This window comes from Eubacterium sp. LMAG:50, from assembly GCF_008680265.1.
Taxonomy (GTDB): Bacteria; Bacillota; Clostridia; order Lachnospirales; family Lachnospiraceae; genus Eubacterium_U; species Eubacterium_U album.
On record NZ_NALP01000007.1, the window covers coordinates 919,342 to 942,001 of the forward strand.

The 22,660-nt window shown below is 35.1% G+C and carries 20 protein-coding genes and 3 pseudogenes; 21 read left to right on the forward strand and 2 right to left on the reverse strand.

The genetic code is table 11. The features are described from left to right. Window positions 1-118: 118 nt before the first annotated feature. The 12 genes and pseudogenes from CCC31_RS09315 (at window position 119) to CCC31_RS09375 (ending at window position 13,488) form a co-directional block, all read left to right on the forward strand. Window positions 119-268 (forward strand): hypothetical protein, encoded by a 150-nt coding sequence (locus CCC31_RS09315; protein WP_158574525.1) that lies wholly within the window; start codon window positions 119-121, stop codon window positions 266-268. Window positions 269-301: 33 nt separating this feature from the next. Further along, complete coding sequence (locus CCC31_RS09320) at window positions 302-991, forward strand: response regulator transcription factor (protein WP_118565645.1); 690 nt, start codon at window positions 302-304, stop codon at window positions 989-991. After that, window positions 967-2,231, forward strand: a pseudogene (locus CCC31_RS09325) (HAMP domain-containing sensor histidine kinase). Before CCC31_RS09320 ends, CCC31_RS09325 begins: the two are co-directional and overlap by 25 nt. Before the next feature lie 172 nt (window positions 2,232-2,403). Next, a complete protein-coding gene (locus CCC31_RS09330) occupies window positions 2,404-3,078 on the forward strand; it encodes an ABC transporter ATP-binding protein (RefSeq protein ID WP_006426335.1) in 675 nt (224 codons plus the stop codon). Further along, entirely contained in the window at window positions 3,075-5,519 is a 2,445-nt protein-coding gene (locus CCC31_RS09335) for an FtsX-like permease family protein (protein ID WP_290851137.1), read from the forward strand. The genes CCC31_RS09330 and CCC31_RS09335 overlap by 4 nt, the downstream gene beginning before the upstream one ends. Window positions 5,520-5,843: 324 nt before the next feature. Next, window positions 5,844-6,083, forward strand: a complete 240-nt coding sequence (locus CCC31_RS09340) for a DUF6061 family protein (RefSeq protein ID WP_178922531.1) — start codon at window positions 5,844-5,846, stop codon at window positions 6,081-6,083. 198 nt (window positions 6,084-6,281) lie between these two features. Beyond that, window positions 6,282-6,692: a GNAT family N-acetyltransferase gene (locus CCC31_RS09345; protein ID WP_290851141.1), complete on the forward strand. Its 411-nt coding sequence runs from the start codon at window positions 6,282-6,284 to the stop codon at window positions 6,690-6,692. A gap of 739 nt (window positions 6,693-7,431) precedes the next feature. Next, window positions 7,432-7,617 (forward strand): annotated as a pseudogene (gene rhuM, locus CCC31_RS09355) (RhuM family protein); the annotation flags it as partial. A gap of 82 nt (window positions 7,618-7,699) precedes the next feature. Then, window positions 7,700-7,864, forward strand: a complete 165-nt coding sequence (locus CCC31_RS09360) for a hypothetical protein (RefSeq protein WP_363348228.1) — start codon at window positions 7,700-7,702, stop codon at window positions 7,862-7,864. Window positions 7,865-8,995: 1,131 nt separating this feature from the next. After that, a pseudogene (rhuM, locus tag CCC31_RS09365) lies at window positions 8,996-9,363 on the forward strand (RhuM family protein); the annotation flags it as partial. A 516-nt stretch (window positions 9,364-9,879) separates the two neighbouring features. Continuing rightward, entirely contained in the window at window positions 9,880-11,580 is a 1,701-nt protein-coding gene (gene argS / locus CCC31_RS09370; protein WP_290851143.1) for an arginine--tRNA ligase, read from the forward strand. A gap of 285 nt (window positions 11,581-11,865) precedes the next feature. After that, window positions 11,866-13,488, forward strand: coding sequence for a sigma-70 family RNA polymerase sigma factor (locus tag CCC31_RS09375; protein WP_290851145.1), 1,623 nt, complete (start codon window positions 11,866-11,868; stop codon window positions 13,486-13,488). Between the two features lie 351 nt (window positions 13,489-13,839). Here the strand turns inward: CCC31_RS09375 and CCC31_RS09380 are convergent, their stop codons facing one another. Next, window positions 13,840-14,241, reverse strand: a complete 402-nt coding sequence (locus CCC31_RS09380; protein WP_290851147.1) for an Ig-like domain-containing protein — start codon at window positions 14,239-14,241, stop codon at window positions 13,840-13,842. A gap of 738 nt (window positions 14,242-14,979) precedes the next feature. After that, on the reverse strand, window positions 14,980-15,996 hold the full coding sequence (locus CCC31_RS09385; protein ID WP_290851149.1) for a CAP domain-containing protein: 1,017 nt from the start codon (window positions 15,994-15,996) through the stop codon (window positions 14,980-14,982). 324 nt (window positions 15,997-16,320) lie between these two features. On the opposite strand from CCC31_RS09385, the gene CCC31_RS09390 reads away from it, so the two are divergent. From CCC31_RS09390 to CCC31_RS09430, 9 genes are all read left to right on the forward strand, one after another. Beyond that, window positions 16,321-16,755, forward strand: coding sequence for an Rrf2 family transcriptional regulator (locus tag CCC31_RS09390; RefSeq protein WP_290851151.1), 435 nt, complete (start codon window positions 16,321-16,323; stop codon window positions 16,753-16,755). Between the two features lie 180 nt (window positions 16,756-16,935). Further along, window positions 16,936-17,331, forward strand: a complete 396-nt coding sequence (locus CCC31_RS09395) for a pyridoxamine 5'-phosphate oxidase family protein (protein ID WP_118565649.1) — start codon at window positions 16,936-16,938, stop codon at window positions 17,329-17,331. A 42-nt stretch (window positions 17,332-17,373) separates the two neighbouring features. Continuing rightward, entirely contained in the window at window positions 17,374-17,982 is a 609-nt protein-coding gene (locus CCC31_RS09400) for a 4Fe-4S binding protein (RefSeq protein WP_290851154.1), read from the forward strand. A gap of 3 nt (window positions 17,983-17,985) precedes the next feature. Beyond that, entirely contained in the window at window positions 17,986-18,930 is a 945-nt protein-coding gene (locus tag CCC31_RS09405; protein WP_290851156.1) for a Sir2 silent information regulator family NAD-dependent deacetylase, read from the forward strand. Beyond that, entirely contained in the window at window positions 18,927-19,703 is a 777-nt protein-coding gene (locus tag CCC31_RS09410) for a protein-ADP-ribose hydrolase (RefSeq protein WP_260978869.1), read from the forward strand. Before CCC31_RS09405 ends, CCC31_RS09410 begins: the two co-directional genes overlap by 4 nt. A gap of 177 nt (window positions 19,704-19,880) precedes the next feature. After that, the gene (locus tag CCC31_RS09415; protein WP_117910088.1) at window positions 19,881-20,231 is read left to right on the forward strand and encodes an arsenate reductase family protein; all 351 of its coding nucleotides are present in this window, start codon (window positions 19,881-19,883) and stop codon (window positions 20,229-20,231) included. 148 nt (window positions 20,232-20,379) lie between these two features. Continuing rightward, entirely contained in the window at window positions 20,380-21,432 is a 1,053-nt protein-coding gene (locus tag CCC31_RS09420) for a Fic family protein (RefSeq protein ID WP_117910089.1), read from the forward strand. A gap of 98 nt (window positions 21,433-21,530) precedes the next feature. Then, entirely contained in the window at window positions 21,531-21,722 is a 192-nt protein-coding gene (locus CCC31_RS09425; RefSeq protein WP_243003049.1) for an ATP-binding protein, read from the forward strand. 183 nt (window positions 21,723-21,905) lie between these two features. After that, complete coding sequence (locus tag CCC31_RS09430) at window positions 21,906-22,523, forward strand: ATP-binding protein (RefSeq protein ID WP_290851161.1); 618 nt, start codon at window positions 21,906-21,908, stop codon at window positions 22,521-22,523. Window positions 22,524-22,660 lie beyond the last annotated feature (137 nt).

Sequence of the window (22,660 nt, forward strand, 5' to 3'; positions counted from 1 at the left end):
GAATGGTGCAACTTTTTGTGATTTACATATAGGGGTGCAAAAAACTATAGAAACACCAAATTGTGCGCGAATGTTAATGCGAACTAAAGTTTCAATGCATGTGTAGACTGGTGTTCTTTTGTCCAAACTGAAACAAAAGCCGGATGATTACATTAATGTCACGATTGAACTTGATGATGTGTATATAACATCTGCAGAGACTAAGGCAACATATGATGAGATAAAGAAGTATGTGGCTGAACGTAATGCCGGAATTGAAGCATTTTAAGATGAATAGTTAATAAAGAGAGGTGCATATGCTATGCCAGGTATACTCGTGGTTGAAGATGATGAAAATTTAAATCGTGGAATTACATTCTCACTGAAAAAATCCGGATATGAGGTTTTTTCAGCAGAATCAGTGAAAAAAGCGAAAAGAATTGCAAGTGATAATAATGTGGATGTTACCATTTGTGATGTGAATCTTCCGGATGGAAATGGACTGGAATTTGTAAGGTGGATGAGATGCAATTATAATACATACATTATTTGTCTTACAGCACTAGATCAGGAGATGGATCAGGTCATGGGATATGAAGCAGGGGCAGATGATTATATTACAAAGCCGTTTAGTCTTTCGGTACTTCTTTTGAAAATAGAAGCACATTTCCGCCGCAGACAGGAGAAAACGGAAGCCGGAAAGATGATTTCGGGAGATATCGTATTTATCGCAGGAGAAATGAAAGTCCTGATAAAGAGTCGTGAAATTAGTCTGACAAAAACGGAGTTGAAAATGCTGACTTTTTTTCTTCAGAATCCGAAACAGATTCTTTCAAAAACACAAATATTGGAAAATGTGTTTGAGCTGGAAGGGGATTTTGTGGATGAAAATACAATCGCTGTCAATATCAGAAGACTCCGTGAGAAAATCGAAGACAATCCGGCTGCACCGGTCTATATAAAGAATATCAGAGGTCTTGGGTATATATGGAATCAGGAGGTAAGGCAGTGACAAAGAGATATCGCAAGAAGATTACAGTAGTGCTCTCCTTGGTATTACCTGTCATATTATTGTTTGCAATATTAAATTGCTTTACCACGTATGTGTTTTATGAAGATTATAAATATAAAATGAATCTTATGACAGAAATTGCAGCAAAGGAAAAATTTTCCGGGCTGGATGCTGTTTCGGAATTGCTTAAGGATAAGGATATTGAAACCAACGAACAGGGAAGGCGATTATTGGAGCAATATGGATACTGGGGAAATAAAGGGAATGTGTTTTATTTGCAATTCCGGCATCAGGTTATGGTGACCGGTGCTGTAAGCACTGTGATATGCGTGCTTCTTTTGATTATTTTATTTTATTGGAAGAAGACAGAAGATGCGTGTCATCAGAAAATTTTAGACCAGTTAGAAGAAATTCTGATCAGATTCCGTGAAAATAAATTTGATGATTTACTTAAAACGGAAAATCACGCTGAACTGGAAAAATTGAATGACCAGCTTGAAGCAATCGGACATCATATTCAGTTGCTAAAGGAAGAAGCACGGGAAGAAAAAGAGAGCACGAAAGAAATGGTTTCTGATATCTCTCACCAGTTAAAGACACCAGTTGCAGCTTTGGATACATGTTTTAGTGTGCTGATGCAGAATGACTTAAGTGCCACAGAACAGGAGGAGTTTCGTATTCGTTGTCGGAGTGCTCTGGATGGACTGGAGACATTATTGCAGTCGCTTCTTGAAATATCCAAGATGGAAACCGGACTGATTCAGATTAATAAGAAAAAACTTCGCTTATGGATACTGTCATATCTGCTGTGAACCGTACTTATCCAAAAGCGGATGAGAAAGAAATTGAATTCGTTTTTGACTATGCAAAAGAGCTGGAAACATGCATGGTTGTGCAGGATAAAAGGTGGCTTGGTGAAGCTGTGATCAACGTTTTGGATAATGCAATCAAGTACAGTCCGGGTGGTTCAAAAATATTTATCCGGTTACAAAAAAGAAACGATCTTGTAAGAATGGAAATTGAGGATCAGGGAATCGGTATTCCGCAGAATGAGTATCACAAAATTTTTCAACGATTTTACAGAGGAGGTTCCAGGGAGGTCAGGGAAGAGAGTGGCACGGGAATCGGACTTTTTCTATCGAGAGAAATTATCGAAAAACACGGAGGTATGATCACGGTAATCTCCGGCAAAAAGAAAAAAGGAAGCACGTTTGTGATTCAATTACCATATGTTGGTTAAATTTTAATTGGGCAGAAATCTTACAATTCTGTAAGATTTCTGCCCAATTTTTGAAAGTGAAATGAAAGATTATATTGCTACAATCAGCATGTAGGTTGAAAAATGATATATAAACAGGCAAAGAAAGTGTGCTGAAAAGGTACGCTTTACAGAATTGAAAAGGAGGCAACACATGAGTGTGATATTAGAAACCAAGCAGCTTTGTAAGTTTTATGGCGCAGGTGAGAATCAGGTCAAAGCGGTCAATCAGGTGGACATTCAGATTGAGCAGGGAGAATTTGTCGCAATTGTTGGAAAGTCAGGTTCCGGTAAAAGTACATTACTTCATATGCTTGGAGGGCTAGACACCCCGACAAAAGGCAGTGTTACTTTAGCAGGGAAAGATTTATACAGGATGAAGGAAGATGCCCTTGCTGTTTTCCGCAGAAGAAAAATCGGATTTGTTTTTCAGGCATTTAATCTGGTTTCATCTGTTAATGTCTGGGAAAATATTGTACTGCCACTTGGGCTGGATGGAAGAAAAGTGGATGAAGCGTATGTAAATGATATTATTGCAACTCTGGGGATTGAAAACCGGATTTATAATCTGCCAAATCAGTTATCCGGAGGACAGCAGCAGAGAGTAGCAATTGCAAGAGCACTGGTGAATCGTCCGGAAATTATATTTGCGGATGAGCCGACAGGCAATCTTGATTCTAAGACTAGTGATGAGGTAATCGCTCTGCTTAAGATGACAGCAAAAAAATATGGACAGACAATTGTAATGATTACCCATGATGACGAAATTGCACAGGTCGCTGACCGTATTCTAGTGATTGAGGACGGACAGGTGGTGGATTTCAGATGAAGACAATAAGCAGGATTGCATATAGCAATGACAAAAGGAACAGGACAAGAAGTATACTGATCATGATGGCAATCTGTCTGGCTACGATGCTGCTTGTTATCATCAGTACTGTGGGAAATGGAGTAATTCATTTACAGAAAAGTCAGGCGGCAGGATCATATGGAAGCAATTATGGTCTGTTTGTTTCCGCAGACGGATCGCAGTTAAAAGAAGTAAACCGCCGTGCGGAAATAGATGCTACAGGCACTATGTGCACCGAAGGTATCATAAAAGGCAATGAAAAAGGCGGGTTTGTCTGCATGGATGAGACTGCAAGAAAAATGCTTCCTTATAATAAAGAATATGAGTTGAAGGAAGGAAAGTATCCGGAAAAAATGCAGGAAATTGCCGCAGGAAGAGCATTTTTTCGTGCAATGGGGTATGGTGATGTAAAGATCGGAGATACGGTTACACTGGATTACCGCGCAGGGATGCAGTCAGAATATAAGCCGGAGGAATTTGTTGTCAGCGGAATCCTATATGATCGGGATGAGTATACCATCGAGGCATCTTATGTTGCTTTCGGGTCACAGGAGTTTTATGATGAGCACGTCGCAGAGAATGACAGACAGTATAATATTTATTTTACTTTAAATGATTCTGCAAATGTATCTATGAATAATATTGATTCGGTTATAAAGCAGATTGCAGCAGCTTGTGGGATCGAAGAAAAAAACGTTATAGTCAATGATCTCTATTTGCAATGGGTCTTGCAGCCGAGTTATGAAACGATTGCGGTATGCGGGGGTTTGATTCTTGCAATTGTACTTTTCTCTGTTGTGGTCATTTATAATATTTTTCAGGTCGGTATTGCCAACAAGATACAGGAGTATGGAAAAATCAAGGCTCTGGGAGCAACAAAAAAGCAGATGAAACAACTGATCTTCAGAGAGGGCGTTTTTTTGACAATTTTTTCAATACCGGTTGGATTGCTTCTGGGCTTTCTGATTGCAAAATGCGGTTTTAACTGGCTGGTAGAACAGGGGAATCTTGTATCAACCGGAACTGACTCTATGGGAGTCCAAAATCAGCAGGTGTCACTGTTTTCCCTTCCTGTTATGCTTCTATGTATTTTCGTATCATTTCTTACCGTTGCTTTGGCACTGCGTAAACCAATGAAAATTGTTTCACGGATTTCACCTATCGAAGCAACACGGTATTTAGAAAATGCAGAAACACACAAAAAAGGAAAACGAAATGGCAGAAAAAATGTCACCGTGTTTTCTATGGCAATGGCAAATGTAATGGGTAACCAAAAAAGAACCATTGGTACCATCCTCACACTGGGGCTTTCCTGCGCATTGTTTGTGATTATTTCTAATTATGTGGGAAATATTGACACGGAGCATGAAGCACGTCTTTCCGTTAATCATGGACAATTTGAACTGCAGCTTGACTATGCTGCTGAGTATGATGAAAGATATCCGGAGAATAATCTGGATACGATTCTGACGGATGATCCATTGAATGATTCGCTGATTGAAGAAATCAAAAGCATTCCGGGAGTGACAGATGTCATGACGAGAGAGATTGTCTCTGTAAATCTGAACGGAACAAGATTTCTGGCTGCTGTTGTGAGTAAAAAGGATTTTGATTTTATGCGCCAGGACGGGGATATTGGCTCTATGGACTATGATCAGGCGGTAAAGAATGGTGAAATTTTCTTTGGTTGGTCGATGTGGATGGAACAAGATGGATATGCTCCGGGTGAATCCATTGCATTTGACTTTGAGAATGGAAGTGGAACCTATACCTATCAGGGAAAGATTGCAGGATCCTTTGTAAGTGCGGACACTTACCTTGTCATTCCGGAAGGCGTATACCGTTCCATGAATCCGAGAGGAACAGCCTATGGCTATCTGTGGGTGGACTGTGACAAAAAAGATGTGGCATCTGTGGAGCAAAATCTGAATACATTGATTTCTAATACTTCGCATATAAAAATGGATACTTATCATGCGCAGTTACAATCTGCAGAATTCTCAGCTCGCACGATGAAGCTTGGCTGTTATCTGTTTATGGCGGTTGTAGGATTCATCGGTTTTATGAATATGGCAAACACCATGATCATGAATATTACGACAAAAAAGCAGGAATATGGTGTATTACAGGCTGTGGGTATGACAAATAAACAATTAAATTTATGTCTGCAGTTACAGGGACTGATTTTTACGGTTGGCACCATATGTGTAGCACTTGTCGTTGGTCTGCCACTTGGCTACGTGCTCTTTACCTATGCAAAGCATAATGGGATATTTGGAATGAATGTCTATCATGTTCCAATTACACCAATTCTTGCTATGATTTTGCTGGTCGGTCTTTTGCAGATTGTGCTTTCCCTCGTTTTAAGCAGTAATCTGAAAAAGGAAACGCTGGTTGAAAGAATAAGGTATCAGGGATAGCAAGTAATATGTAATGAACTAGGTCTTAACGAAGAGGAGAAATAGATAATTTCCAATTGTGCAAGCACATAATTTAAGGGTTCTGTTACCTGTTATAATTTATTATTAAACTCTCGGCAAACCCTTATAAATACTAACTTTTCTGTAGGTGAGCTTTCCGTTAGGTATTCCCTTGTGTTATATCGTTTCACAAGGCATTATGAACCCTCGCAAGGGCAAAAATAAGGGAAGCAAAATCACATAACACATTATAACATAATATAAATGGACTGTGTGAACTGATTGAAATGCTTTTTTGATTTTACAGAAAAGAGGATTGATTGAATGAATATAATATATGCAGATTACAACATTTACCATAACAGCATTGATATATGCACTTATGCCGGATATATTCTTCGGATTGATTGTGCAAAGGCAGAGGAAGGATTAGAAACTACTCCTAATTCAGAGTGTGCTTTGAATGCCCTTGCAATAGATAATCCACTTGAATATGCAAGACTTTATCTTGACGGAACTATGCAGATGTGGATTGATGCGGAGGATAGTCTGGAAGTGTGGTAATTTTATGGGCGGATTGCTATGAAATGGCAGTCCGCCTTTTATAAAAAACTTCAGAAAAATATAAGTGGAATACAAGGAGTGTGCGTGGTACAATAGAAAGTGAAAATTTGAAGTTTACGAAGAGGTGTTGAGATGGTGTTATTATACTTTTAAAATTTGGAAATTCTTAACTTTATATATTATTACGGAGGAAATAAAATGGAATTTTCAATTAAAGAATATAAAAACTATAATGAAGAAGAAATATTAAATCTCTATAAGAGTGTAGGATGGATTAATTACACCGATAATCCGAAGATGTTAGAAGATGCGTATGCAAATTCATTAAGAATACTTGGTGCATATGAAAACGAAAAACTCTTGGGTATTATTAGAGTTGTTGGTGATGGTCATTCCGTTGTATTTATACAAGATATATTAATATTTCCAGAGTATCAGAGACAAGGAATAGGTACTGCATTATTGAAGCAAATATTGCAAGAGTATAAACATGTTTATCAAAAGCATTTGCTAACAGAGAACACTGAAAAGACAATTCAGTTTTATAAGTCTCTTGGTTTTACAATGGATACCGATATGGAATGTAGAGCATTTTCAATATATTTTTAGCTAATGTATAATTTGAGAGTAGGAGACAAATTTCAGGTTTACGCATACTATGTATTTAAAATAGCCTTGTCCTATGTGTATGGATAAGGCTATTCATTTGGAAGGGGGCGATCATCTCGCCCCTTTATCTCTGCTTCGATAAGGTTGACTGGCATTCTGCTTATCAGCCTTTTCTTTATATCGTTGTATCTTTTCGTGCATGGTTTCTGTTTTTTGAGAGGCTTTCTCGCCGTAGGCTTCTTCCCATTTGTCGCATTCTTTCTGATATGCTTCTGTGGCATGCTGGGCGGTATAGAATGCTGTGTAGAAATCCTGCACCGTTGCAAATCCGTGTTGTCTGACGATACCGGATAATCCGGACAGGCTTGCTGACCAGATGGATCATCTATCCGTATCGGATAAGAATTATGACAAAAAATATAATGACATGCAGGAACGGCTAGATAAATTATATGATGAAATCACGGATATTGAGAATGTCATGGAAGAAGTCGAAAAAAGACTATATAATATCAGGCAGGACAAAATCTCAGAAGATAATGTTTACCAGTTCCTTTTATTCTTTGATAAGCTGTATGATAAATTTACGGATCTGGAAAAGAAGACATTTTTGAAGAACTTCCTGTCGGATGTGTTTATCTATGAGGAAGAGCAAAAGGATGGCAGAATATTAAAAGGTCTCCGGTTTAAATTTCCGATATATATGAATGGCAGAAATGTATTGGGTGTGGATTGGGACAACGAAAGTACCGTTAAGACGGTGGCACTATTAAGTCGATAAGTAAAGGGGTCCCGTCAGGTTACACGTGATACCAAGAATTATAATCTTCAAATGATTATTGCAGTTGGTTTTAAGGTAAATTCTGAGCGTGCAGTACAATTTCGTAAATGGGTAAATCAGATTGCAAAGGACTATACCATCAAAGCTTTCTACATCTTTTTTAAGAAGAACGTATAAGTTGGAGGCAGCGGTTCTACTGAACTGATAAAAAACGAAAAATACAAAATTGTTGGATTATGGAACTCCTTATGAAAGAGTTTTCTTATGTGGTGCTTCATCAAAGGATGTAGGGGCTAGAATAACCAGTATTGTTAAAGATTATGGAATATCTAAATATGCCCCGGTTATTGCCACAATGTTGAAAAATTCTACTTTGATTTTACCAAAATAGTAGGAGGAAACAAAATGAACGAAGTTCATTTTCTATAAATATTTCCGACGAATAGCCGACGACCGAATGGCGGGGGCATTACATATTATCCGGGAGTAAATGTCTTGAAAAAGAAAAGAAAATAAATATTTCAGAATGCAAACAATGACAAATGCAATTATAAATTGTTATGAAAAATTTTCTGCCCAAGTAATAGACATAATAAAAATAATAGAAGTTTATTACTTGACCAATAATAAGTGAGTATGTATAATAAAGAAAAAAATTTTAGGAGATTTTTGTTTGTTTAAGTTAATTGTAATCGAAAAAATTGCAAAATAAATATTGCAGGGAGATTTTTAGTTTGCACTAGAAGTCTGCCCATTTGTTGACATAGAGTTGTCAGCGTTTTCGCCTTACAATTGCTTAATATTGTGGTATATATTTGATTAAATGATATTAGCATGGCTGTACGGTCATGCTATTTTTATATCTAATGGAAATATATAGAATAATCATATAGAGATTCATAACCATAGTATCTTAATGCACTTAGGGTATCTATGTTTTTTTTGCGTTCAAGGCGAGCCAAAAGTTTGGAATGAGTCTGTTGAACCCAAAGTGACACCGTCGCCTAAAAAGAAAAACATTTTTATAAGTGGTCTAAAAATTGCCGAAAGATTCATTGTCGAACATCCAGTTGAGTCTATTGAAATAGCTAGTGTTGTAATTGAAGTAACAGTAAAGGCTATTTCATCAATAAGAGGTAAAGACGTTAGAAGTAGATCTACAAAGATATAAGAAGCGAAACTTTCAAATATAATTGAAAAGGTTACTGAAATCATAGGAAAAGCGAGCAGAAATTTGCCATGCGAAAATGATGTATCAAGACATAAACAGCGCTATCATACAAAAAACGGTGTGGTATGGAAAGATAAAGCACCATATCATAGAGGTGGAAATAAATAAGGATAAATTAGAAGAGCCTCCCATCATCATGGTCAGGAGAGTTTCATGCGCCTATAGACTTTTACATCAGCATCGATACTAACACCTAATTTCAGTTCGATGGTGATGTGGTCATCCCAGATGGTGATTTGTTTGATTCAGCGGCGTACTAGTGATTCATCAAATTCAGTGAGGGGCTAGTCTGCTGTGCGATATAATCCTGTAAGTCATTGATCTGTGAAGGACTATACCATCAAAGGCTGGGTCATAGATGATGAACGTTTAAAACGCGGAACATATCTGACCGAAAGGTATTGTGATGAGCAGTTAGAGTACATTCGTGAAATTCGTGCAAGCGAAAGAAAGTTTTATTAGAAGATAACAGATCTGTATGCTACAGCCGTTGATTACGATAAAAATTCTGCAATAATTAAGAGATTCTATGCAACTGTTCAAAATAAAATGCATTATGCAGTGCATGGACATATTGCATCAGAGCTGATTGTAGAAGAGCCAATCACACAAAAGAACATATGGGATTAACAACTTGGGCAGATATTCCAGAAGGAAAAGAATGTATTAGTGAATTTGACCGTGTATTACCTAATTATAAAGGAATATCAAGTATTAAGAAAATTGACAGTATTCTTTGGAACATAAGATAGATAGAGGTATGATTATGGATTTACAACAAGCAGAATCACATGCAATTGTAGAAACAGAGGATAAGAAATGGATAGATGTTTCGCCACATGATGGGCATGCAGAAATTCTATTTTTGTTATAGAAAATCCAATTGTACATTATTTATTGACATCATTTAAAATTTGTTATATATTATATAATCATCTTTAGAGAGGATTTAAAAACAATGAAACATTTATTAATTAACAGTTTAAGACGTAGACAGAGAAGACATAAGTTCTTGTAGTTATTGTAAATCGCATGACTGCAAGAACGTATGTCTTGTTGTCGTGCGGTGCTGTTAATTAGTATCATATGCAGAACCGTATTTGATTTATCAGGTGTGATAATCGGGTGCGGTTCTTTTTTTATCATTTTATAAAATAAGAAGGGAGAAAAGTTAAATGAAAGAGAAAATTAGTAAAGTTGTAGCAGAAGTAGTTAAAGTGCAGGATTGGAAAGCAATATTAGATTTGATAGAGACTCCACCTGATAACAAAATGGGAGATTATGCAATTCCGTGTTTTTCATTTGCTAAATTAATGCACAAGAATCCTTTAGTAATTGCTAATGAGGTGAAAGAGAATTTGGAAAAAGATAAAGAGGAGTTGGGATTATCTTCAATAGAGGCTGTTAATGGATATTGTAATTTATTTGTAAATCGTGAAAAGTATGTGGAAATGGTATTTAACACTCTGAAAAAAGATAATTTGGGTGTAGAAAAGATTGGCTTAGATAAGACAATATGTATTGATTACTCTTCACCAAATATAGCCAAGAATTTCCATGTAGGACATTTACGTACAACAGTTATAGGGAACTCTTTGTATAAAATTTATGATAAGCTAGGGTACAAAGTAATAAGGATTAATCATTTGGGAGATTGGGGAACGCAGTTTGGAAAGCTTATTGTAGCATATAAAAAATGGAGTAGTAAAGAAGCAGTTGAGAAAAAAGGAATTGATGAATTACTAGATATTTATGTTAAATTTAACAGTGAGGCAGAAAAAAATCCAAAACTAATGGATGAGGCACGTGAATGGTTTGTAAAGATGGAGCAAGGTAATCAGGAAGCTTTGTCAATATGGGAATGGTTCAAAGAAATCAGTATGGTAGAGTTTGAAAGAGTATACAATATGCTTGGTATTTCCTTTGATACTTATCTAGGTGAAAGCTATTATCGAAGTATGGTTCCTACATTAGTGAAGCAGCTGAAGGAGAAAAATTTGTTAATAGAAAGTCAGGGAGCTAATGTGATTGACTTATCAGAATATGATATGCCTCCTTGTATGATTACTAAAAAGGATGGCGGCTCAATTTATCATTCACGTGATATATGTGCAGTTTTATATCGTAAAGAAAAATACGATTTTGATAAATGTTTATATGTAACAGGACTTGAACAGAGTCTCCATTTCAAACAGGTATTTAAGGCAATTGAGTTGATGGGGTATAGGTGGTACACAAATCTAGTGCATGTGCCGTACGGTCTTGTAAGCTTGGAAGGAGCAAAGTTATCTACACGAAGTGGAAATATAATATATGCTGAAGATATATTAAAAGAGGCAGTTAAACGTGCTACGGAATCTATAGAAGAAAAGAATCCAAAGCTGAATAATAAAGAAATAATAGCCAAGATGATAGGAATTGGAGCTGTAATATTCCATGATTTGTTTAACCAACGCATTAAGAATGTAGAGTTTTCATGGGATGATGTGTTAAGTTTTGAGGGAAGTACAGGTCCCTATGTTCAATATACTTATGCTCGTGCTAAAAGCATATTACGAAAGAATAACGTAGAAATTGAAAATAGCAACATATGTTATGATGCACTTACTGATGATGTTACATTTGAACTGATTAAGGTTTTATCCGGATACGAGGAAGCAATTAAAAATGCAGCATATCGTTATGAGCCTTCAATAGTAGCGAGGTATATAATTTCAGTTGCTTCGTCTTTTAATAGGTTTTACCACGAATGTACCATACTTCAAGAAGAAAATGAGATGATAAAATTTGCAAGATTGAATCTTGTTAATTTGGTTCAGAAAATTATTAACGAAGCGTGTAGTCTTCTTGGAATGGAATGTCCGGAAGAAATGTAGAAGATGTATATTGACATTTACATAGTTTAGACTAAGAACAATTTATTATAGCACAGAGATTTGCTCATTGCGATATGTTTTGTGTAATAGTGTCAAGGTGAGAATACTGTGATAAAATAACCAAAAGGATAAATGGATGTATCAAAATACATTGAAAGAAGAGGGGGTAAAGTATATATATGATTAGATGAATTAATAAAAATTTATACCAAACCTATTTTAACATTTAATACACTATATAGATGAAAACAAAAAGTGCACATTTGTTTATCACGGAGGTAGATAGTGAATAAGATAGATGCAGACAAATTAATAGTTGAATACCAGCAGAAGATATTTGGATTTGCGATGTCTAAAATGAGAAACATTGCGGATGCTGAAGAACTTGCTTCGAATATTATGCTTGAGATATATAAATCATTTCTTAAGACAGATAATATTGTAAATATAGAAGGATATGTATATAGAATAGCGAGCAATGTATATGCAAGATTTGTTGATAATGAAATTTCAAATAAACACATAGACATTCTAAAAATAGAATATCCGGTAACTGAGAGCGGCTTTGATAATATTGAAAATGGAGAAACATACAAAAAACTGAGAAAAGAAATTGGGATGTTATCCAACAGACAAAGAGTAATTACATATATGAAATACTATAAGGAAATGTCAGTAATGGATATTGCAAAGAAACTTAATATTTCTGTTGGAACCGTAAAATGGCATTTATCTGACATCAGAAGTGGATTAAAGGAGAAAATTGATATGGTTAAAAACAGTAATTTAAGTGTAAATCCTATATATTTTATTAATATGGGACATGGTGGAAGCCCGGGGAAAAACGGTGATACAAAGGATATGTTTGATTCAAGGCTTAAACAGAATATTGCATGGAGTTGTTATTATCAGGCAAAGACAATAACTGATATTTCAAAGGAGTTGGAAGTGCCTATTGCCTATATTGAAGGAGAATTACGAAAACTTGTGGAATGGGGATATATTGATCAGGTTGACAGCTCAAAAAATCCTAAATACCTGACAAATATGTACATAACAGATAGCAGAGAAGATTTTTCAGAAGAGGCAAATATTAAAAAAGAAGTTGCAAAATTTTTATGTGAAAAATTCTTCAAGGACCTATTTGAAAAATTTGATAAAGCAGAGGACAATTGGGGAATGATATGCCCTAATAATGACAAAAATTATCTGAAATACAATTTGGTAATGATGGCGCTAAGTTCTTTCGGAAACGATTGGGAAAATTGGGAAGAACTTGCAGTAAAAAGACCGGACGGAGGGAATTTTATTGCGTATGCAACTGTAACAGATGATTGTGTTAGGCAGAAGCCAGATGATAAATATGCAGGTTGTGGTTATATGTATGATCAGGTATGGAGAGATAATAAACAGGTGCTCCAAAGTAAGCAGTATAATTGTATATATAGCGATAGAAAAATAGACTGGAGAAGTAATACACAGGAAGATTGGGAAGACTTGTATTCATATTTATCAAATGGTTGTGATAAAGAAAAAATAAGTGTAAGTAGTTTTTCCAATCTATCAGCAAAGGGATATGTTGTTGATGGAGAAAATCAGGTTACAGTAATAAATGTAAAAGATGGAAATTTAGTAACTGTCATAAACAATTTTGTAGCAAATCATATACAGATTCCAAAATTTATATTTGAAGAAGGGAAAAAAGTGGATGAAAGACTTTATGAGGTAAATAAGTCAAAGTATCCGGAGCATTTGGAAAAATTAGTTAGATACAATAACAGTAACGCATTTACATGGGGAGAATTTATTCCTTATATAGTTGAAAGAATGCTTGAAGTGGGGATGTTGAAGCCATTGACACAAAAGCAGAAAAAAGCAGTATTTACTGTGGTAGCAATAGATTGCTGATAAATCGTCATTTTACAATATGTAAAATACTTTTGACATAGCAAAATTGTGGGATGTAAATGATTTTTTATAGAGAAAATATAACTTTTGGATTAGTATGAACATACAAGGGAGGTATAAGATGATTCAATATTGGGTCGGAATAAAGATGGATAAGAGAGTTATGCGTAGTAAATATATTTGATGATAATAGCAAAAAATCCTTTATGGATACAGTTTTTGTAAAACTTGTATTTCATAAAGGATTTTTTGTTAATCATTCTTTTAAAATTATATTTATTAAATATATAATTAGGGCGTTAAAGCACCAAAAGTTGACTAATTATTTGAGTGCCCTTTGTTGTATAGTCTTTATTTGACCGTTACTCTACAGATAACTTTCTTATTACCTGAAATTACTGTAATATTAGCTTTACCTTTTTTCAGAGCTTTGATTCTGCCATTTCTGTAGACTTTGACAACTTTTTTGTTTGAAGTTACGTAAGTAATATTGTCACGACTGTTTATCGGTGTTAAAGTAACCTTTAATTTAAAACTCTTGCCTCTTTTCAAAGTCAGTTTTCTGCGGTTTAGTTTAATCTTTTTAGTGGTATACTGATTTGTCTGTGTATTTTGTTCTGAATTTGTCGTATTTTTTATATTTGCATTAGAAGAATCGGTTTTTGCCAATGTCACAGAATATACTTTTCCACATACGCTACAGGTTTTAGATTTCAGTCCTTTTTCTGTGGATGTCGACTCTTTTACAACCACATATTCTCCATAACTATGTCCTGCTGCTTTTATGCTTCTTGTTTTTGTTTTGCCACATACACTACAGGTAAAAGTTGTTATGCCGTTTATTGTACAGGTAGGTTCGGTTGTAGTCTTTCCGTCATCCCAAGTATGGTTGCCGGTTTTTTTTATGGTTTGACCATATGCCAGTCTCTTTCCACAATCAGTACAATATGTATCTCCTGTATAACCATCTTCGCCGCAGGTTGCGTCTTTTTTATTGCGGATTTCAGTATGCTGATGTCCTGTTGCTGCAATGCTCGCAGTTTTGGTTTTGCCACATATACTACAAGTAAATGTTCGAACACCTTTCGCTGTACAGGTAGGTTCTGTTGTGACCTTTCCTTCATCCCAAGTATGAGTAGTTAATTTTGCAATGGTCTTACCGGATGAAATTTTTGTTCCGCAATCAGTACAATATGTATCTCCTGTATAACCGGTTTCACCACAGGTAGCAGCTTTTTTATTACGAATTTCAGTATGAAGATGTTCTGTTGTTTTTGCAATGTTTTCAGTTCTTGTTTTATTACAAATTCCACAAGTATAAGTTTTTACGCCTGTCTCTGCACATGTAGGTTCTTTAGTGATTACTCCGTTATTCCAACTATGATTTTCTGTTTTTGCAATAGTATTGCCTGATGAAAGTTTAGTTCCACAGTCAGGGCAATATTTATCACCGGAATATCCTTCCTCTTTGCAGGAAGCTTCCTTTTGATTTCAAATTTCAGAGTGGAGGTGATTTGTTGCATCTATGCCAATTTTTTCAATTTTTGTATTATTACAAATAGCGCAGGTATAAGTTTTTTCGCCTTCCACTATACAGGTTGGAACTTTTGTAATTACTCCCTGATTCCAATGATTATCACAGTCATGTACGATTATTGTTGCCGAAGTTGTTGATGGCAATCCGTACAGTGATGTGGTTAACGTGGTGGTACCTTCTTTAAGACCTGTAATCTTTCCATTACTATAGGTGGCAATAGAAGGGTCATTAATGGAAACGGTTGGAGTATCTAACACGGTTCCGATTGGTCCAAATTGATTTATAAGAGAAATTATAGGTGTAATATTTGGAGTTAATGTTTCTCCTAATCTAAGAACATATGAATCTTGGTCAAAAGATGTCTTATAATTTGTAATCCAACTTTTAGTTACTGAAACAGTAACAGTTTGTTCACTGTCATTTGCCGGTGTTTCTGTTGTATTAATGGAAGGTCTGGAGGCAAATTCTTCCACCCAGTAGTCATAGCCGTTGTAAGTAACATGACCAACTCCAACGCAGGTAAATTTATAATCTAACATATTTCTACGGTGCCCCTGACCGGCATAAGGTTCGTTATCTTCACGCCATCCGTTATTTACTGCTTCTGCCTTAGAATAAACATTAGGACTTGCTACTGCAATATTCTCACCTGTATCCCGTCTGGTTATATTTTCTTCAGTATAAATAGTAAAAGGACTTTGACCATTTGGGCGGGTGTGGTCGTAGGATAGTGCAATTTCTGCTGCACGTTTCATTGCAAGTCGCTCTAAATCATAGTCATAGACAAGTTCTTTTAAACCGGGATATGCAACTTGTTTGGTATCAGTCTTATCCCAAGCCCATGCGTCAGTAGGACTAGTTCTCAGTTCATTAATCATATCTAAGATTCTTCGGGCTTCTGTCTGGCCATACTTTACAGATATATTGACCGGAATGATTTCTTCTGCATTTACATTTGTAGGAATTATCATAATAAAACTCATACAAAAGCTAAATAGCAGTAATTTTAAAGATGTTTTTTTCATATATTCACCGTTCCTTTCCATAAATAAAATATTGTTGAAGAAAAAGACTTTCCTCTGTATAAAATTCATCGTTTCACGTTTGGGCTTATATAAATATATTTTATTACAAATTTGCCCGGCGGTATATGATATTTTGCACATTATATAAGCTTTGTAAAAACAATTTGTGCTATTTTCTGTGAAATTTCATATGTGCTCAGCAAAAATAATGTAATCATTGAAATTACATCTACTTTTTGATATGATTACTGTCAAAGTGAGGTGTTGATAATGCAGATTTCCAGCAGATTTACAATGGCAATCCATATGTTTGCCTGTATAGATACATTTTCAGACCAGAAGATGACAAGTGATTTTATGGCAACCAGTATTGGAACCAATCCGGTTATTGTCCGTAAAATATTGCAGCAGTTAAAGACTGCCGGTCTTATTGAAGTTGCAAGAGGGACTGGTGGAGTGACGATTACCAGACCGCTTGAACAGATTACATTTCTTGATGTGTATAAGGCTGTAGAATGTGCACCGGATGAACAATTGTTTCATTTTCATGAGAAACCAAATCAGAAATGTCCTGTAGGAAAAAATATTCATCATGTTCTTGATAAGAGACTGTTAGAGGTGCAAAGAACTATGGAAGAGAAACTTTCAGAAATGACACTTGCTGATGTGAAAAAAGATATTGCAGTATATACAGAAAAAGAATAGAAGATAAGGCTTCGGATGTGATTTCCGGAGCTTTTTTGCTTGAATATCTGTTGTAATGAGAAAAGTTAAAAAATGTTTGATGTAACTATTGACGTTACAACAAATAAATGCTATAGTACACTTGTAAGATGTAACAATAAATGTTACAACAACTTATATAATTTAAGGAGGTACTATAAAATGCAGAAAGTAGTAGAATTTTTACAGAAAAACCCGGTTCAGTATTTAGCAACAGTTGGAAGAGATGGAAAGGCAAAATGTCGTCCATTCATGTTTTGTTTCGAGCAGGATGGAAAGCTTTGGTTCTGTACCAATAACACAAAGGATGTTTACAAGGATATGCAGGAAAATCCTGAGATAGAAGTTTCTGTTTCTTCTCCTGAATATGCATGGATTCGTCTTCATGGCAAAGCAGTATTTGAGAATAACATGAGCGTAAAGGAAGGATGCATGAACAATCCTATCGTTAAGGGACAGTATCAGACAGCGGATAATCCAATTTTTGAGGTGTTCTATCTTGAAAATCCTCATGGTGTGATTGCTGATTTTTCAGGAAATACACCTTATGAATTCTAACAATAGACAATCAACAGGAAAATTGAAAGGAAAGACTTTGAAATGACAAAAATGGATTATCTCAAACTTCTGGTGGATGAAATCCACTCAACAACAGTAGCTACAATAAGTTTGGATGGACACCCTCAGACAAGAATCATAGATATGATGTACTATGATGAAGAAGGTGTATATTTCCTCACGGCAAAGGGAAAAGCATTTTATGACCAACTGATGGATCAGCAGTATGTGGCAATATCTGCAACAAAGGATAAAATAGCAGTATCCCTTCGTGGAAAAATAAAGAATATCGGGAAAAAGAATCTTGATATTATGTTTGAGAGAAATCCTTATATGAAGAAAATTTACCCCGGAGATACGAAAGAAGCAATCGAAGTATTTCAGTTGTATGAAGCACAGGGTGAATATTTTGATATCAGAAATCTATCTAATATTGTGAGGGATACTATAACAATCGGGAAAGTCGAAGCGTTTCAGACAGGTTATTTTGTTGGAAAAGACTGTATCGGATGTAAACTGTGTTATTCTGTATGCCCACAAAAGTGTATTGATATGTCATCTGTTCCGGTTGTAATCAACCAGAATCATTGTCTGCATTGCGGAAGATGTGCAGAAATATGTCCAAAGCAGTGCATTGAGAAAAGAGGTTAAGCTATGTTTTTTAAGAAAATCAGAAAAGGACATGTTGACTGGAGAAATTTTTTATGTAGTACTCCGGCAAGGGATTATGTATTTCAAAAGAATGCATATGAAGACCAGATTGGTATGGCGGCAAAATATATAAGAAATGCAGAGTGTGTTATAATCGGAGCAGGAGCCGGAGCATCTACAGCGGCAGGAATTCAGTATGGCGGTAAAAGGTTTACGGACAATTTTGCAGAATTTATAAAAAAATACGGTGGGCACTATATGACAGACATGTATGCAGCAGGATTTTATCCATATCCGTCTGAGGAGGCAAAGTGGGGATACTGGTCAAAACATGCATTGATGAACCGCTTTGCTCCTCCGGCATTACCACTTTATAAAGAACTCTATGATATTGTAAAGAATAAAGAATATTTTGTACTAACAACTAATGTAGATTACCAGTTTTATAAAGCGGGGTTTGATGAAAACAGAATATTTGCAACACAGGGAGATTATGGTAAAATACAATGCCAGAGAGAGTGTCATTCAAAGACATATGATGCGGAAGAACTGTTTAGAAAGATGGATGAAGCAAGAAAAGACTGTCTAATTCCATCAGAACTTGTACCAAAATGCCCGGTGTGTGGTGGAAATATGGCTATGAACCTCCGTTGCGATAACTATTTTGTCGAAGATGAAGCGTGGCATGAGGCAGCTGACAGATATGCTGATTTTCTGGAGCAGAATAAAGACAAAAAAGTCGTGCTCCTGGAACTTGGAGTTGGATTTAATACACCAATCATCATACGCTTTCCTTTTGAAAAGATGGTGCGGGAGAACCCATTTTATAGCCTGATTCGTCTGAATATGGATGAAGCAGTCGTACCGGAAAGTTTCGGAAAGCGCGCAATCGGTATCGGCGGTGATATGGCAAAGGCAATTACAGATATAAGGGGACAGGTATTATGAACCAGAATGAGCGAAGAGAATATTTGATTAAGTATCTTTTAAAAGAAGAAATAAGGTTTGGTAGACAGAGTATTCCCGCGGATAAGCAGGGACAGGAGAATCTGTTGCGCTCACTTATGAATGTTAGACCACCAAGACCAATAAGTCATGAATTTTTGGAAATACAGGATGAGTATCTTACTGAAAGAAATATAGAGCGTGGTATCACAGATGTTGCAACTCTTACACCTGTGAAATCCGATTCAAGATTATATATCTGGCAGGGAGATATTACTACTTTGAAATGTGACGCAATCGTAAATGCTTGCAACTCACAGATGCTTGGATGCTTTTCACCTATGCATGCCTGTATTGATAATTTTATTCATACTTATGCAGGAGTAGAACTTCGTTTGAAAATGCATGAGATTATGACAAAGCAGGGGCATGAAGAGGAAACTGGAAAAGCAAAGATTACATCAGGATACAACCTTCCGGCAAAATATGTTCTTCACACAGTGGGACCTATTATACAATGGAAAGTTACCCAAGAAGATGAAAATTTGCTTGCAAGTTGTTATAAAGAATGTTTAAAACTTGCTGCTGATACAGGTGTGGAATCAATAGCATTTTGTTGTTTGTCCACAGGAGTCTTTAGATTCCCACAGCAGAGGGCTGCTGAAATTGCTACGGAAACAGTAATGCAATTTTTGAAAAAAGATGACAGAATCAAAAAGGTAATATTTAATGTATTTAAGAACGAAGATTTAGAAATATACAGTCACTTGTTATAGGTATCTGTTGGAATGCCGGTTTATATAGTGCCATTTTTATAAATTATGCAGACATTCATAATAAAATCGGCAAAATAAGCTAGATTACATTGGCAATGAAGGATAGAAAAATATTGAATTTTGCAGTTAAGAAATTTATAGAATATTTAAAAGAAATTAATAAAGGATGGTGAAAAAATGTTATTTATATGTTATCCAAAATGTTCAACTTGCAAAAAGGCTAAAAAGTGGTTGGACGAACATAATGTGGAATACACAGAGCGTCATATAGTGGAAAACAATCCAACATATGATGAATTAAAAGAATGGTTTAATAAAAGTGGTTTGCCAATTAAAAGATTTTTTAATACCAGCGGATTATTATATAAAGAGATGAAACTTAAAGATAAGTTGCCTACAATGAGTGAAGATGAGCAGTTACAATTATTGGCAACTAATGGCATGCTTATGAAGCGTCCGCTTATAGTTGGAGAAAATATAGTGTTAACAGGTTTCAAGGAAAATGAATGGAGCGAGGCAATTAAATAGGAATATGTGATTATGTATTATTCTAAAAATAGAATATACTTTCTAAAAAAAGGAATGCTATATATAAGGATTTTATGTCCTAATAATTGAATTATCTCCTAAAATGCAATATAATTTAGGAGATAAATAACAAATTAGGAGATGGATTATGAGAAAATTTGATTATTCATCGTTGAAAGAAAAAAAATGGGATAGTGAAATAATTTCACTTGTTGCACAGATTCATGAATATAAGGGAAGACAGGAAATATATCTTAAGCAGAAACCGGAAGAGTTAGATAAACTTATTGAAATAGCAAAGCGACAGAGTACAGAGGCATCGAATGCAATTGAAGGAATACGAACTACAAGTACAAGATTAAGGCAGTTATGTGAGGAAAAGACAACTCCGAAAAATCGTGATGAGGAAGAAATTCTTGGATATAGAGATGTCCTGAACACGATTCATGAGAATTATGAGTACATTCCAATAAGAGCAAATTATATTTTGCAGTTACATCGTGATTTATATAAATATACGGAAAAAAATATTGGTGGTCATTTTAAGGTATCACAAAATGTTATTGCTGCTACTGATGAAAAAGGAAAAGAGTACGTGCTTTTCACACCGCTTGCACCATATGAAACGCCGTCTGCAATAGACGATATTTGTGAGAATTACAACAAAATGATTGATAGCGAAGAGTTGGATTCAATCTTGCTTATTCCTATTTTTATACATGATTTTCTTTGTATACATCCATTTAGTGATGGAAATGGAAGAATGAGCCGTTTGCTTACAGCGCTTCTTTTATATAGAAGTGGATATGTTGTAGGTAAATATATTTCTATTGAAAATAAGATTGCAAAGAATAAAGATTTATATTATAAAGCATTAGAAAATTGTCAAGATGGTTGGCATGAAAATAAGGAAGATGTAACGTCTTTTGTGAAATATATGTTAAGGATTATTCTTGCTTCATACAGAGATTTTGAGGAAAGAGTAGAACTTGTAAGTGAAAAAATTCCTGCAAAAGAAATTGTCAGACGTGCAATATATAATAAAATAGGAAAAATAACTAAGAGTGACGTTGTTGAGTTATGCCCTTCTATAGGAAAAAAATCAGTAGAGTTAGCTTTAAAACAATTAGTAGAAGAAGGGGTTCTTATAAAAAAAGGAAACGGAAGAGCTACATTTTATGTACGCAGTGACTTTGAATAACAATCAAAAACGCACGAAAAATAAAACGTATTTTTTTATGTTTAATTTTTCGTGCGTTTTTACATATAATAAATAAAAATGGAAAGGATACAAGTAGTATGCATGAAACAAAAAAATTAGAATTTAAAGAAACAATTACAAATACATTTTTAAAAACTGTAAGTGCTTTTTCAAATTATGATGGAGGCGAGATTTTTTTCGGGATAGACGATAACGGTAATGTTAAGGGGATGCCTAATGTAAGGCAATCCTGTTTGGATATAGAAAATAAAATTAATGATAGCATTTAGCCTCAACCGGACTATACACTCGAAATACAAAGCGATAATACAATAAAGCTTACAGTAAAAGGCGGAGTCCAAAAGCCGTATTTATATAAATCACATTTTCCTGGAATTGATATTGTTAAGTTCGGTCAAAATATCAGTATTATTCAAAAAAGAGCAACGTTTGATAATATATCTGTTTTAGATGTGTATGATAAGACACTGGATGTATTCAGAGATTACTATAGATATGAAGTGATACAAGGGGCAGAACGAAAAAACGTAGAAAGAATTCCGGAAGCAGCTTTTAGAGAAGCAATTGCAAATGCACTAATTCATAGAGTATGGGATGTGGAGTCCCAAATCAGAGTATTGATGTTTGATGATAGAATAGAGATTATTTCTCCGGGTGGATTGCCATCAGGGATAACGGAAGAAGAATATTTGTCAGGTAAACTTTCCGTTTTAAGAAATAGAAATCTTGCAAATGTATTTTATATACTTGGTTTTGTTGAGATTTTTGGAACCGGAATTACAAGAATAAAGCAACTATATGAAGCAGGATTAAGAAAGCCGGATTTTGAAGTGTCAGAAAATACAATTAAGATTATGCTTCCCGTTTTTGAAGAAAACATGAATTTGACGGAAGATGAAAGAACAGTATATAAAATTTTAAGTAGGACAGTTCTTAAATCGATTAGCGAAATTGCGCCGTATGTTTCATTTGGCGAATCAAAGACAATACAGATATTGAAAGATTTGATTCAAAAGGGAATTGTAACGGACGAAGGTAAAGGAAGAGGTACGAAATATATAATTAAGTAACAAAAATTAGTGCAGTTTTTTGAAATAGAAATAGAGCGTATGAGTGGAAAAGAAATTCAGGAAAAATAAATTTCGATTAAATGCATACTAGCATAGTAATTATGCCGAATTAAATTTGTTCATAAAGTGTTTAGAAA